We start from the raw sequence: 14,013 nt of genomic DNA on the forward strand, positions 1-14,013 counted from the left end.
GCTATATATATAGTAAAAAATCGTAATTGAGATGAGGGAGAAGACATGAGGGAGTTACAATTGGCTTTTATAAGCAATCGTACGACAAGCAGGTTGTTTCAAATTTTAAGTGTGATCGAAAGGGACAGGCGATTTACGATAGGGGAATTAGCAGAACAAAATCAAGTAACACAGCGGACCATTGCCAATGATATAAAATATATTAAGGAGTATTTTGCAGAAAGTATTTTATTGAGCTCAGGAAACAAGGGGTTCTTATTTGAAGAAACACAGCCCTTTATTTATCAGAAAAAGAAACGAAATTTATTGGAAAATGAGTGTTTATTTGAAATTATCGGCAATATTTTCAATGGAAAGTTGTTGACAATTGATGAGTTGGCCCACCAGTATCACTTTTCTGAGAGTACCTTTCGTCGATTATTAGGCCAAACCAATCATACATTGAAAAGTTATGGATTACGGTGGGAATCAAACCCGTTGACTATCGCCGGGAATGAAGCCAATTTGCGAAAATTTTTCAAAGATTTTTACTATGAAGGTGTAGAGACTGCTTATACCTTGCTGCCGGACCCTGCATTACATCAATTACTCATCGATCAATTTAAGGAAAAACTTGGACACTATGATATCGGATCAGGCACAACGCCGACTTCTTTTCACTATACCCTTTATATTGCGATACAACGTGCAAGTAAAGGGTATTCCATTACGGTTCCCACTAAATTAGCTCAAATGGCTTACAATGGTGTTGACTTCCCGGTGCTCTATTCATTAAAAGAAGGAATCAAAGAGAGGTATGGAACCTCATTGTCGAGAGAGGAATTTTCATGGATCTATTTAGTAACCGTTTGTAAGAGAACTGTAAATCGAGAAGATCAAGAACGGAAGTTTTTTGATCAATTTTATACGGGAACAGATATGATTCAATTAACAGACGATTTTTTACGGGAACGGGCACTTTCTACAGAAAATGAGGAAGAAGTAACGCATTTTTTACGTTCTTTCTTCTTATCTAGAAGAATAACAGATCAACTATCCCCGGTGTTGAATAAAGAGATGAAGGATATTAAAGAAACACTTATTGAACATGATGAGGAAAACTATGTGAGGAACTATCGATTTTTACAAAAACATAAAAAACGTTTACTTACAACCTATACGTATTTAGACGATGTCTGTGTAGCACTGACGATATATAGTCAATTGATTTTTGATCTTTATTCGCCCGTAAAAACCATTTATTTCCTTTTAGAAGGGGATCATTTTGTTTGTCAACATATAAGAACAAGAGCTACTCAGCTCTTTGGACACAAACATTCGTTGACCTTTGTTCCCTTGCAACAATTAACGAAAGAGGAACTGAACGAAGCGCATATTGACTTGTTTGTCACGAATTATAATCGGTATATTTTAGATTATATGATTGAAACGGATTATCTCTTGATGAAAGCTGTCCCAGATGAACAAGACTGGACCAATTTAAAAAGAAAAATAGATTCACATAGACGAGACTTTTTTTAAATATTAGAGAAAAAGACAGTCAGTAGATAGATACCTTCTAAGTAATGAAAACTACATTTGTTGTCTATTCTGATTACCATTTACACAGTGATTTAGGAATAGATAACAACTGTAGAAATATACGATAATTATTTTAAGAGAATATATTTGCTCTGATTATTGTTTAGGTCTACACTATAATCAAAACGGTTAGAAAGGATGGGATTTGGGTGAGTAATGAAGAGGCAGAACTGTTTGACCAATTAGTTGAGAAGTTTCTAAATATCAATAATAAGTTGGTTCAGATTCAAAGAACTCCTATCGCCATAACAGAAGAGATAATTCTAAGTACGAGTTCGATTCATTTGATTGAAGTGATTGGTCGCTATCCGTTATCGACAATTACGGAATTGGCAGAAAAGTTAAGTGTCACAAAAGGGAGTATATCCCAACAATTACCCAGGCTCTTGCAGTTAGAGCTTGTTCAAATTATCCAAAGGAAAGAAAATAGAAAAAATAAATTGATTCGATTGACTGTGAATGGAGAAAAAATTTGTGAAGCGCACAAAAGACTTCATGAACCGCTATATCAGATGATTAAAAACAAGCTAGCTGAATTTTCACCAAGACAAATTGAGGGAATTGGAGAAATATTTGATACGATTTCTTCAAGCATTGATAAATATCAAAATACTTTAAGTAGGAAGGATGAACAAAATGACTAATATGGTGATTTTTATAAACGGTACAGTAATACCTAAAAAAACAATCGATGACTGGGAATGGAAAAGAATAAAAAAGCAAGGAACTTTTTTGAAAAGAAAAGCAATTCTTACTGACGATCGATTTCTCAGTACACAGGATCTTGATTACGCACGAAGTGAGTTAGGCAGAGCAAAAGCATCATATTCACCCGACAGATTCCGGAAGTTACTGAAGAAAAGATATACCTTAGGAAACTTGGTTTCGAAAATAGCGGTATCGCTATCTATGGGAAAGAGAAAATTTTGCGTGACAGAATTTGTTATTCCACAAACAAAAGTAACGCCAGCTAAAATGATGGAGTCGATTGAAAAAATTATGCTGGAAAATACCGCAGATCACTTGTATAAGAACCTTGCTTCGAATCCAGATCATTTTGTTTTGATTCAGACACAGGGAAGAGTACAAGAGATCATTGAGTTTACCGGAGGATCGCCATTACCCACCAGATTTTTTGGGCATTACGGAAAAGTAGAGGGATTAAAATCTAAGCTAAGCAATGACTATTCTGTTCAGTTAGTTGGAGAAGCACAACTAGCTGATGGGACGGTGATTGGCGGTATGAGACACCAAGCTAAGATAGATGGGGAAGGTATTCGGGTAAAAGCATTGGTAGAGTTTCCGGCATTGTTACCCAATTACATGATCAAGCAGCACCAATATCATCTAGCTTGTGAGTTTAGGCAGTGGATAGGGTATACCAACAGGTTACACCAGTGATAATTCCAAAATAGTACTTAAAACTCTTGATAAATCAGGAGTTTTCTTTTTTTATAATTGTATCTTTTGGTTGTGTATTAAATACTGTTTGTGGAAGAAACTTTTAGGAGTAATTTTTTGTGGTTGTTGTATATTTGAGAGTATCTACTAGTGTGCAGAATTTAGCTCGTCAAAAAGAAGCCATTTGCCAATGGCAAAAAGAAAAAATGATCACTGATGAGAATTTACGAAATTTCGAAGAAAAAGCTTCTGCGAAAAATACGAACAATAGAATTTAGTTAAAGAACGTATTATCATTTTTACGTGAGCGAGATACTTTAGTTGTGACTAGCTTGAGATCGGTTAGGGAGAAATAGGCGTGAACTGAAGGAACTACTTCAAACCACAAAAGGCAAAGGATCAAATATCGATATTTTGGATCTCCACTCTTTTTCAGGGGTCAATGATCTAACTCTCCGAGATTTGTTAACAAATTTGGTTATCGAAGTATTTAGCTATGCGCTGAGTCAGAATTAAGGAAAATAAAAGAGAGGAAAAGGGAAGGTAGACCGGTAAAGTATCACGAGTACGCAACAGGTAGTGATAAACTCGTTGGTTCTGTTGCAAAGTCCAATCCTGAAAAAACAACTTCTTGTCTCAGCATACGATCAAGCAGGAATTCCTAATAAAACGTTTATTTCAGTGCAGACTGAAAACCCGAAGAGCATTCCATCTTTTCGGGTTTTCTTGTATATTCCTCGAAGGGTTTCCATCCCTTTAATTGTAGCTGAAGCGGTGCGAAGACTTTGATAAAATTTACTCCGACGTTTGATTGGTCGATGATCTTGTTCAATCAAATTATTGAGATATTTCACGGTTCGATGCTCCGTTCTGATGTACAGGCCACCTTGTTGCAATTTCTTAAAGGCACTGCAGAGTGAAGGCGCTTTGTCTGTGACAAGAACCTTTGGTTCTCTAAACTGCCTTCTTAATCGCTTCAAAAAAGCATAAGCTGCTTGTGTATCTCGTTTCTTCCGTAGCCAGATGTCTAAGGTAAGTCCGTCAGAGTCGATTGTGCGATACTAATAATGCCACTTTCCTTTTACTTTAATATAAGTTTCATCCATTCGCCAAGAATCACCTGCTGAACGATTTCTTTTCTTCCATAAACAATAAATGATCGGACTATACTCTTGTACCCATCGATAAATGGTAGTGTGACAAACATTGATTCCACGATCGCTCATAATTTCAGAAATATCTCGATAGCTCAAGTTATATCTCAAATAGTAGCCAACGGCTACAATAATAATATCTTTTTTGAATTGTTTTCCTTTAAAATGAGTCATCTGAGAGCTCCTAATCGTCTGTTTTTTATAATTCTACCTTACATTACGATAATTGAGAAACTTTGCAACAGAACACAAATATTTGAATGTGTATGATTAAATTGTTAAAAAGAGTGTTCAGAAAATGATGACATGCTCCCTATAAAGTAGACAAAGAAAAAACAAAAATTCCAAATCTACTTTATAGAGAGTTTTTGCATGTCTAAGAAAAGCCTTTATTCTCCAGAAGAAAAATATCAAGTTATTTCAGAAGTGATGAATGGACACCATAGCTTGAACAGTATCGCCAAGAAGCATTCCCTTTCATGGGCGACAATAAAAGATTGGATTCGTAAATATAATGATGACGGAATCGAGGGACTGAAAAAATCTACAACGTGGAAACGGTACACGAGTGATCTAAAACGGAACGCTGTTCTAGCAGTCATAAATGAAGAGCTATCTCTTCGGCAGGCAACAGCAGTATTTCAACTTTCTTCGACTACTATTTTAAGAAAATGGATTTCAAGCTATACTAATGGGGAAATGCTAAAATCTACGAGTAAAGGCAGTGTACCCAAAACCATGATAAACGGACGTAAAACGACCTATCAAGAACGCATTGAGATTGTTCAATATACAATCGCTAACGAGCTGAATTACGCGCAAGCGATTGAAAAATATGATGTTTCATACCAACAAGTGTATTCTTGGGTAAAAAAATACCAACGACACGGAGAAGAAGCACTAAAAGACAACCGTGGACGAAACAGATCAAGTGAGTTCTTAACCGAAGAGGAACGGCTAAAATTAAGAATAAAAGAACTAGAAGCACGAAACAGGCATTTAGAAATGGAAAATGACTTCGCAAAAAAGTTACAAGAGATTCAACGACGAAATCGACCCTCACGTTAGTGAGAAACGTTGAACTCTACCAAGCGATTTCAGAACTGCATGAAGAAAAACACTATTCAATCACTCCTCTCTGTCAATTAGCTGGGATTGCACGCTCTTCTTACTATAAATGGTTACAGTGGCAACCTTCCAAAAAGGAACTTGAAAACAGAAAACTAGCCAAAGAGATAAAAAAGAAATACGACAGTAAAAAAGGCGCGATCGGTTATCGACAAATTCGAATGCAGCTCAATATAAAACTTAAGAAGCACTATTCTCGGAAGCGTTATTACCGATTAATGAAAGTACTGGGAATCAAAGCAGTGATCAAGAAAAAGCGTCCGACCTATATAAAAGCAACGGAAGCACACGTTGCTGAAAATGTATTAAACCGGAAATTTACCGCTGAGAATCCCAATCAAAAATGGTGTACGGATATTACTGAATTGGAATACGGTAATGGTCGAAAGGCTTATTTGAGTGCCATCATCGATCTTTATGATCATTCGATTATTTCTTGGGCGCTCGGTCATTCCAATAATAATTCACTTGTCATGGATACTGTAAAAAAAGCCATGTGTAAGAACCCTAGCGCAAGACCGCTTCTTCATAGTGATCGCGGGTTTCAATACACCTCTTATGACTATAAGTCACTTGAAGCAAAATATAAGTTCATCAAAAGCATGTCCCGAGTCGGTCGCTGCCTGGATAATCAACCGATCGAACATTTTTGGGGCACATTTAAAGAAGAGAAGTTCTATCAAGAGTGCTATCAGAACTTTGAGGAGTTAAAGAAATCTGTGCGTAGTTATATGTGCTATTACAATAACTATCGCTATTCGGAAGTGTTGAACGAACTAGCACCAAACGAGTTTAGAAAGCTAGCGGTATAAAAAACAGGAATCAAGCAACTCGATTCCTGATTAGTTTTACTTTTGTTTTTTAGCTGTCTACTTGACGGGGAGCACTTCATGACGAATTTCTGAACACTCTTTTTAGATGCTATAATTGATATGTATTACTCTGTTTTTGTGTTCATAAACTCGTAACTAAATCGTTGTTCAATTAAAATTTAGATTTATGAGTATTAGGACTGTCTCTTATACACATCTAGATGTGTATAAGAGACAGGTATTACTCTGTTTTTGTGTTCATAAACTCGTAACTAAATCGTTGTTCAATTAAAATTTAGATTTATGAGTATTAGGACAAATATTTGAAGGGGACAGAAACTTAAAGTTTTTGATCCTTTTTCTATAGTTAAACAATAGAAGAATAAATTATAATGATTAAATTTATGATTACGCAGGTCATGTGCAATTTTCAGTTATTTCATCTTTCTATGAAAATAATGATTTCAAATCGATTTAAATTCCATGTAAACTTAGCCATGTAAGTAAGAAGTATGCATACAAACTTACAGATAAAGTACCAAAAACCTTCGTTTTTCAGAATGAACATTTGTTATGTATTCTCTAAGATAGAAAACCTATTCTAATAACTTTTTAAAGACAATCGATTGATTCGGATGTCTTTTTTTATCTTCATCTCAAAAACGAAGAATTCTGAGACAGACCAAGGGGGAGGGGCATGTTTGAAAAAATAAAAGGATGGTTTGTCGCCACTTTATTGATTGCCGTTTTTTCATCCAATATAGCCGTTGCTAAAGAGGTTCAACAAGTTGAGACAAATGGCACAGTAGGTTTCACCGGTGTCTATGAACCCATCGGTACACCTGATCCGACGCCACCCGAAAGTATTGTGAGACCACCAATAACTGAAGTCGCAAACCCTGATGGAACATTACCACAAACAAATGATAATGGATCTTCAATGCTCCTTTGGTTAGGAATGTTGATCATCAGTTTCGTTTTTCTTTTGTGGAAACGAAAAAAAAAACAAATACAAAACTAAAACAAAAAGAAAGCAGGAATTATCAAATGAAATTTATTCGTATAGCAACAATCGCAGCATTATCAAGTACCATTTTAGCAGGAGGCGCGGCTGCTGTTTCTGCACAAGAAACACGTGAAGCAAACACCTATGGTAACGTACAATTTCGATCATCTGGAGTAGAAGATGGACCGATAACAGTTATTCCACCCGAAGTTGACCCAGGTGTTGAAATTAATCCAGAGGTACCAGGAACTACAGGACCATTGTCTATTGCAAAGGCAGCACATATGAACTTTGGATCACAAGTAATCTCTAACCAAGATCAAACCTATAATATGGTTGCAGAGATAGCCACATTAGCCAATCCTGAAGAAGATGGACCTACAAAAGTTCCTTATGTCAGCTTTGCTCAAGTACAAGATACCCGTGGGACCAATGCAGGATGGGATTTACAAGTAAGTCTTTCTGATTTTAAATCAAATACAAGAAATAATGTGTTAACTGGTGCTGAGATCGAATTTGTGGATTCCCGTATCCAATATGAGGGAACGAATACTGAAAATTCTCCTTCTGCACACACACCTGGTTTAACATTACTGCCAAATGGAGCAGCACGTTCAGTAATGACGGCAGCACAAGGACAAGGTACGGGAGTTTCTTCTGTTGTCTGGGGAAATCAAGCAGACTTGACGGCACAATTTGAAGCAGAAGGCTTTGATCCTGAGACAGACGTGGTAGAAAACAATGCCATCCAATTGTCAATTCCAGGCTCAACAGCCAAAGATTCTACAACGTATACATCAACTCTAACATGGGAATTAACTTCAACACCTGGAAACGAAGTATAAGAGTCTTGTAAGCATTTGATTTGAAACTCTCGGCAGCGTCACAGTACATTTGTGACGCTGTTTTTCTAAGAAAGGAGATTACCATTGAAACAATCAACCTCAATTCATCGTCCTCTGAAAGCCACTTGGTGGCTACTTCCTTTATTTTCTCTACTTCTTGTCTTTTTTCCATCAGTAGCTCAAGCGGAGGAAACACTGTCATTTTATGTCACGCCTGAATTTCCTGAAAGCCAGGTAGAAGGATCAAATAGTTATTTCGATTTGAATCTAGCAGCTGGAGCAACAGAAACCTTAGCATTGAAACTGCAAAATGTTAGTAGTGACCCAATTCAAGTGCAAGTAACCCCTCATACAGCGTATACCAATGTTCATGGAGTCGTTGAGTACGGAAAAGAAGCCCAAGAACCAGATAGTAGCCTTACTTATTCATTGGACGAATTGATTGACTCATCTGGTGTCATTGAACTAGCAGGAAATGAAACGAAAACAATCACCGTTCCTTTACATATGCCTGAAGAGTCTTTCGAAGGATTTCTAGCTGGCGGTCTACGGATTACGGAAGTCAAAGAAGAACAAGAAGAAACGACTAGCAATGAAGAAGGCGTGGCAATCAAAAATGAATTTGCCTATGTCGTCGGTGTCGTTGTTAGTAACTCTCGGGATTCGGTCCAACCGGATCTTGACCTGTTAGCTGTTTTTGCGGATCAATTAAACTATCGAAATGTGATCAGTGCAACAATCCAGAACTTTACGCCCACTTTCGTCAACCGAATGGCGATAGAAGCAACGGTTCAACGAGTAGGAGAAGACGGGGTTCTCTATGAAGCCAGTGAGGAAATGATGCAGATGGCGCCTAATTCTAATTTTGATTTTCCAATTTCGCTAGAAGGTGATCGATTCCAAAGTGGCGACTATGTATTGCACTTAAAAGCAACCTCTGGTGAACAGGAGTGGAGCTGGACCGAAGAATTCACGATCAAAGCTGATGAAGCTCGTTCGTTAAACCGAGACGACGTAACGATTGATTCTAGCCCAAATTGGCTGCTTATCGGCAGTTCAGTATTTATTGTCTGTCTGTTAGCAGTGATTACTTACCTGATCTTGCAAAACAAAAAGAATAAAGCGAGTCTAGGCAAAAAGGAGTGATACTTTGAAAGGAAAGCTACAAAAAAGTTGGGTGCTAAGCAGTCTCGTTTTAATTGGGCTAACCACTACGTTGCCTTCTATTAATATGGTGCTTGCGGAAACCGTCAATGAAACTCAAAACACAGAAACTCAAGAAGTGACCATGCCCTATGACACCTTGTTAGAAGAGCCGACGACTGATTCTTCTGACACTCAACAAGAACCCACTGTAGAAGAACAACCGATATTTTCTCTTGAAAAGGAACAAATGGTCGGGACGATAGGAGAAACAACGAAAGTTGTAATTCTGGTGGATCGCCCAATGAGTCAAGTACAAGTCACTATCCCGCAAGAGATCACCATCCAGAGAGAAGAACTGTCAGAAGGACTTGAAGCAACACAAATGACAGAAACCGAGTGGTGGTTTTCAGCAGACGAACACAAAAAATTCACCATTCCGGTTTCTTCTGAAACTGCAGGGGAATTCACCATTCGTGTTGAAGATGAAATTGATGGAACGATTGCCTTTGAAGAAGCAGCGGGTGATGAAACCAACGATGAGTCAGTAGTTACCGATGAAATGGATAGTGCAAATGAAACAGAAAATAGTGTAATCCCAGAGATACAAGAAGAGGAAGAAACTCTAACACAAGAGACAGAAGAAGTCATACGAGCAACATCGTCAAATGTCCGCACATGGGCACAATTTCGAACAGCAATAAATACGAGTAGTGTAACAGAAATTAATGTATTAGCGAATATTTCTGCTGGAAGTATGGGATTAAATAATATCACTCGAAATCTAACCATTAATGGTAATGGGCATATTATTAATATAAGTAACAATACTCTTATCCTTTCGGGAAATGGCTTACAACTAACAGGTCGGAATTTTACACCGCTAGGAGGAGATACTGCCTTTTTCATGACGGCTCCTAATGCAAGAAATAGCATTTTCAGATTTAGCGATATAACAAGTAGCACAAATTCAAAGGGCCTTGTAGGAATTAGAATTCCGGATAATAATGATACCCACTTTGACAACAATGTACAAGTTATTTTTGATGGAGGAACCAATAGAAATTTAAGAATAAATCCTCTGGTTCACATGAGCATTATTAATGATGCTCACGTCTCATTTACCAGTAATATGTTTGGGGCTGCTGCAGTATACTTACCAAACATGAAAAGTAGTTTGTTTATTGAAAAAGGCTCAGAATTGAACTTAGAAGGAAGAATGCTTTTTTTGAACCAGCTGATTTTGGAAGGTACATTAAACCTCAATGAGCCTTCTGGGCAAAATGCTGCAATAAATATGCATACTACAAGCGATACCTCAATTTTTGTGGGATCTAGTGGGAAGCTATCAGTGGTAGGTGGAAGTGAAAGTACCAGTGTGATAACTGGAAATCTTTCATCTTTCACTTTAGAAAAAGAAGCAGAATTTGATTTAATCAACCGTAGATCAGGACCTATAACTAGTTCGACAACAAACCTAAATTCCATACTTTCTACTGGAAATCTTGCTGTCTGGAATTTAGGTAAACTAGATGTTGAACACAGTAATCCCTCCCAAAACTTTGAAAATCTTGAAGCTCAGCTGACGGGAGCCAATGCTGCTACGATTACGAGCACCAATAACAATGTGTTTCGCTCAACTTACTCGAGACAAGGATTAGCTGGCTACTCTAGAATTAGTTCTTCCGGAATTGCTGGAGAAAGCCCAGTAGATCCATTAGAACCAGACACCGAAATAGATCCAGATAATCCACCAGTGATTCCTGAAAATCAAGGGAACTTCCGTCTTGATTTCGTCTCGCAATTTACGTTTGGCAGCCATGAAAGAAATTTGTTTGAAGAGGAGACCTATTACGCTCTTCCACAATATGGTCTTGATCCAAATGGCGAAGTGATTGAGGAAGAACCAAAACCAAACTTTATTCAAATCACGGACAATCGAGCCGATGCCGATGGTTGGCAACTGTCTGTCACACAAAGAGAACAATTTGAGACAGAGTCTGGGAATGAATTAAGTGGCGCAAGACTCCAACTGAAGAATCGCCAACTTGTGGCAGACCATGATGGCCAACCACCGCAAGAAGCGACGACTGAAGCAACGATCGTTCTTGAGCCAGGGGCAAAACAATCACTGCTAACGTCTTCTACTGGCGAAGGTAAGGGAACCTGGATCTACCGCTTTGGTGATGGCATAAGTTCTGATCAAAGTGTCGCTTTAGTTGTACCAAAAGAAACCATTCCAGAGGCAACGACTTACCAAACAAAATTGGACTGGGAACTACAAGCCGTACCTGGTAACGAGTAATAAAGGAATATCCAAGATATTAGAAGAATGCCGGTTCTGTTGCAAAGTTTCTCAATTATCGTAATGTAAGGTAGAATTATAAAAAACAGACGATTAGGAGCTATTGAGATATTTCTGAAATTATGAGCGATCGTGGAATCAATGTTTGTCACACTACCATTTATCGATGGGTACAAGAGTATAGTCCGATCATTTATTGTTTATGGAAGAAAAGAAATCGTTCAGCAGGTGATTCTTGGCGAATGGATGAAACTTATATTAAAGTAAAAGGAAAGTGGCATTATTAGTATCGCACAATCGACTCTGACGGACTTACCTTAGACATCTGGCTACGGAAGAAACGAGATACACAAGCAGCTTATGCTTTTTTGAAGCGATTAAGAAGGCAGTTTAGAGAACCAAAGGTTCTTGTCACAGACAAAGCGCCTTCACTCTGCAGTGCCTTTAAGAAATTGCAACAAGGTGGCCTGTACATCAGAACGGAGCATCGAACCGTGAAATATCTCAATAATTTGATTGAACAAGATCATCGACCAATCAAACGTCGGAGTAAATTTTATCAAAGTCTTCGCACCGCTTCAGCTACAATTAAAGGGATGGAAACCCTTCGAGGAATATACAAGAAAACCCGAAAAGATGGAACGCTCTTCGGGTTTTCAGTCTGCACTGAAATAAACGTTTTATTAGGAATTCCTGCTTGATCGTATGCTGAGACAAGAAGTTGTTTTTTCAGGATTGAACTTTGCAACAGAACCCAGGTGCATCTACTGCAATCAATATTGCCAACGCTGCGCGTTGTTTTTCTCCTCCAGATAACGTTGTCAATTGCTGATGCATCAAATGTGCGATCTCCATTTCATCAACAGCTTCTTGTATCCTGCGTTTCGCATTATCATAAGAAACTCTACAATTCTCTAAAGAAAATATAAATTCTCCTTCTAATGTTATCATGGTAAATTGTTGACTCGGGTTCTGAAACATCAGTCCGATTTTTTGTGCCTTTTCTGAGATAGAATATCTCTGAATATCTAGTCCATCAATTAAGATATGGACGTATACTAATAAAGTAGACAAATTTTCTGCTATACTACTATGTGATTAGACACTATTTTTGAAAGGAATGTTTTGATGGTAGATAAACGTAAATCCCCTCGTAAATTTGATGATGATTTTAAGAAATCCATTGTTAAACTTTATGAAAATGGCAAGTCTCAAAACTCACTTGCAAAAGAATATGGACTAGCTATCTCCACTATTGCTCGTTGGGTGAAACAATACTCTGAAGTTAAATTTGATGATGAAACGATCCTAACGGCTCAACAGATCCAGCAACTTCAAAAAAGAAATGTTCAACTTGAAGAGGAGAACTTAATCTTAAAAAAAGCGATTGCCATATTCACGCCACACTCAACGAACGACTAAAAGCCATTGATTTTCTTCGTTATGAGCATAAGATTAGTACACTTTGTCGTGTTCTTAAGGTCAATCGTTCAATTTACTACAAACGAGTTTCTGCTAGCCCTGCGCCTCGAACATTGGAGAACCAACAATTGAGAAAGCGAATTCTAGAGATTTATATCGCTACTCAAAAAAGAATCGGTGCTGCAAAAATCCAAAGAATTTTATTTCGTGATTATGGCATTTCCATTAGTGTTGGAAGAGTTTATCGATTGATGAAATCTATGACTCTTACTAAAATGTCTACCAGCAAACCTGCTTTTAAGAAACAACATCGTCAGGTTTCTTTAGATCGCCCGAATCATCTTAATCAAGCATTTAACCCCCTTGCCCCAAATCAAGTATGGACAAGTGATTTCTCCTATATTCCTGTAGGAAAAAAGGGCTTTGTTTATCTCTGCGTGATTCTTGAGCTATTCTCTAGAAAGGTCATTGCTTGGACCGTAGGACCCAAAATCGATAGTGAATTAGCCATATCAACGTTAAAGAGAGCTGTTTCGTCTAGAACATTGGGAGCGCCCGTCCTCTTTCACACCGATCAAGGATCTCAGTACACTTCATTTACGTTTAGAAAATATCTAGATGAGCAACCAATTACTCAGTCTTTATCTAAATCAGGTTATCCTTGGGATAACGCTGTAACAGAATCATTTTTTAAATATATGAAGAAAGAAGAACTCAATAGAAGAACATTTTCTTCCCTTCAAGAGATACAACTTTCGTGTTTTGAATACATCGAAGGTTTTTATAATACGCAGCGACCTCATGGTACATTAGGTATGCTTACACCCAATGAAATGGAGGACAATTATTATGATCATCTTTAGGTATCCGCTCTTTTTGTGTCTACTTTATTGACATCTATCCAGTCTTTTGCGACTTCAAAATCATAACGTTCAGGAAAGATAGGCAATGATTCTAATTTCCAATTTTGCCATTTTTCTTCATAATGCCCTGGTTCTGCTAACTCGACTAAATGACCAAAACCAAACGTGATAAACGTTTCATCTGCAAATATTGGGTCTATTATCTCAAAATAGCCGTCTTTTTTGTTACTTTGTTTTAAGGCACTCGCATATGCCAATGCCTGGCTTGGTTTTTCAGCTAAAATAACCGAACTCATCTGCAATCTCCTTTTTATTTTTAAACATTACTTTTTAATATGATCTTTTGCCTTCAT

General features: G+C 37.6%; 12 protein-coding genes and 3 pseudogenes. 12 read left to right on the top strand and 3 right to left on the bottom strand.

Annotated features, from left to right (window positions below; genetic code table 11):
- Nucleotides 1-45: 45 nt before the first annotated feature.
- From A5868_RS06895 to A5868_RS06910, 4 genes are all read left to right on the top strand, one after another.
- A complete protein-coding gene (locus tag A5868_RS06895) occupies nucleotides 46-1,521 on the top strand; it encodes a helix-turn-helix domain-containing protein (RefSeq protein WP_087654111.1) in 1,476 nt (491 codons plus the stop codon).
- 209 nt (nucleotides 1,522-1,730) lie between these two features.
- Entirely contained in the window at nucleotides 1,731-2,225 is a 495-nt protein-coding gene (locus tag A5868_RS06900) for a MarR family winged helix-turn-helix transcriptional regulator (RefSeq protein WP_086304151.1), read from the top strand.
- Nucleotides 2,218-2,982 (top strand): hypothetical protein, encoded by a 765-nt coding sequence (locus tag A5868_RS06905; protein ID WP_086304149.1) that lies wholly within the window; start codon nucleotides 2,218-2,220, stop codon nucleotides 2,980-2,982. Before A5868_RS06900 ends, A5868_RS06905 begins: the two co-directional genes overlap by 8 nt.
- A gap of 119 nt (nucleotides 2,983-3,101) precedes the next feature.
- The gene (locus A5868_RS06910) at nucleotides 3,102-3,260 is read left to right on the top strand and encodes a recombinase family protein (RefSeq protein WP_087654112.1); all 159 of its coding nucleotides are present in this window, start codon (nucleotides 3,102-3,104) and stop codon (nucleotides 3,258-3,260) included.
- Between the two features lie 369 nt (nucleotides 3,261-3,629).
- Here the strand turns inward: A5868_RS06910 and A5868_RS06915 are convergent.
- Nucleotides 3,630-4,310 (bottom strand): annotated as a pseudogene (locus tag A5868_RS06915) (IS6 family transposase).
- Between the two features lie 198 nt (nucleotides 4,311-4,508).
- Here A5868_RS06915 and A5868_RS06920 point away from each other — a divergent pair.
- The 7 genes and pseudogenes from A5868_RS06920 to A5868_RS06950 form a co-directional block, all read left to right on the top strand.
- The gene (locus tag A5868_RS06920) at nucleotides 4,509-5,204 is read left to right on the top strand and encodes a helix-turn-helix domain-containing protein (protein ID WP_086304147.1); all 696 of its coding nucleotides are present in this window, start codon (nucleotides 4,509-4,511) and stop codon (nucleotides 5,202-5,204) included.
- A complete protein-coding gene (locus A5868_RS06925) occupies nucleotides 5,204-6,076 on the top strand; it encodes an IS3 family transposase (protein ID WP_086304146.1) in 873 nt (290 codons plus the stop codon). The genes A5868_RS06920 and A5868_RS06925 overlap by 1 nt, the downstream gene beginning before the upstream one ends.
- Nucleotides 6,077-6,773: 697 nt before the next feature.
- Entirely contained in the window at nucleotides 6,774-7,097 is a 324-nt protein-coding gene (locus tag A5868_RS06930; RefSeq protein ID WP_086304144.1) for an LPXTG cell wall anchor domain-containing protein, read from the top strand.
- A 26-nt stretch (nucleotides 7,098-7,123) separates the two neighbouring features.
- The gene (locus tag A5868_RS06935) at nucleotides 7,124-7,927 is read left to right on the top strand and encodes a WxL domain-containing protein (protein ID WP_086304461.1); all 804 of its coding nucleotides are present in this window, start codon (nucleotides 7,124-7,126) and stop codon (nucleotides 7,925-7,927) included.
- An 84-nt stretch (nucleotides 7,928-8,011) separates the two neighbouring features.
- Nucleotides 8,012-9,073 carry a DUF916 and DUF3324 domain-containing protein gene (locus tag A5868_RS06940; protein ID WP_086304142.1) on the top strand — a complete coding sequence of 354 codons (1,062 nt, stop codon included), beginning with the start codon at nucleotides 8,012-8,014 and terminating at the stop codon, nucleotides 9,071-9,073.
- Between the two features lie 4 nt (nucleotides 9,074-9,077).
- A complete protein-coding gene (locus A5868_RS06945; protein ID WP_086304140.1) occupies nucleotides 9,078-11,375 on the top strand; it encodes a WxL domain-containing protein in 2,298 nt (765 codons plus the stop codon).
- Nucleotides 11,376-11,491: 116 nt separating this feature from the next.
- Nucleotides 11,492-12,076 (top strand): annotated as a pseudogene (locus A5868_RS06950) (IS6 family transposase); the annotation flags it as partial.
- Nucleotides 12,077-12,104: 28 nt separating this feature from the next.
- On the opposite strand, the gene A5868_RS06955 reads toward A5868_RS06950, so the two are convergent.
- Nucleotides 12,105-12,449, bottom strand: a complete 345-nt coding sequence (locus tag A5868_RS06955; RefSeq protein WP_254911045.1) for an ATP-binding cassette domain-containing protein — start codon at nucleotides 12,447-12,449, stop codon at nucleotides 12,105-12,107.
- Between the two features lie 54 nt (nucleotides 12,450-12,503).
- On the opposite strand from A5868_RS06955, the gene A5868_RS06960 reads away from it, so the two are divergent.
- Nucleotides 12,504-13,660 (top strand): IS3 family transposase gene (locus A5868_RS06960; RefSeq protein ID WP_087654114.1). Its coding sequence is split into 2 segments (ribosomal slippage): nucleotides 12,504-12,762 and nucleotides 12,762-13,660, totalling 1,158 coding nucleotides; the frame shifts between segments, so codons are not numbered across the junction.
- 41 nt (nucleotides 13,661-13,701) lie between these two features.
- Here the strand turns inward: A5868_RS06960 and A5868_RS06965 are convergent.
- Nucleotides 13,702-13,956, bottom strand: a pseudogene (locus A5868_RS06965) (hypothetical protein); the annotation flags it as partial.
- Nucleotides 13,957-14,013: the final 57 nt, after the last annotated feature.

Source organism: Enterococcus sp. 12F9_DIV0723, assembly GCF_002174375.1.
GTDB classification, from domain to species: Bacteria; Bacillota; Bacilli; order Lactobacillales; family Enterococcaceae; genus Enterococcus_A; species Enterococcus_A gilvus.

Coding starts and splice junctions, on each gene's coding strand:
- A5868_RS06895 (WP_087654111.1), top strand. CDS start 46: ATGAGGGAGTTACAATTGGCTTTTATAAGCAATCGTACGACAAGCAGG.
- A5868_RS06905 (WP_086304149.1), top strand. CDS start 2,218: ATGACTAATATGGTGATTTTTATAAACGGTACAGTAATACCTAAAAAA.
- A5868_RS06920 (WP_086304147.1), top strand. CDS start 4,509: ATGTCTAAGAAAAGCCTTTATTCTCCAGAAGAAAAATATCAAGTTATT.
- A5868_RS06930 (WP_086304144.1), top strand. CDS start 6,774: ATGTTTGAAAAAATAAAAGGATGGTTTGTCGCCACTTTATTGATTGCC.
- A5868_RS06935 (WP_086304461.1), top strand. CDS start 7,124: ATGAAATTTATTCGTATAGCAACAATCGCAGCATTATCAAGTACCATT.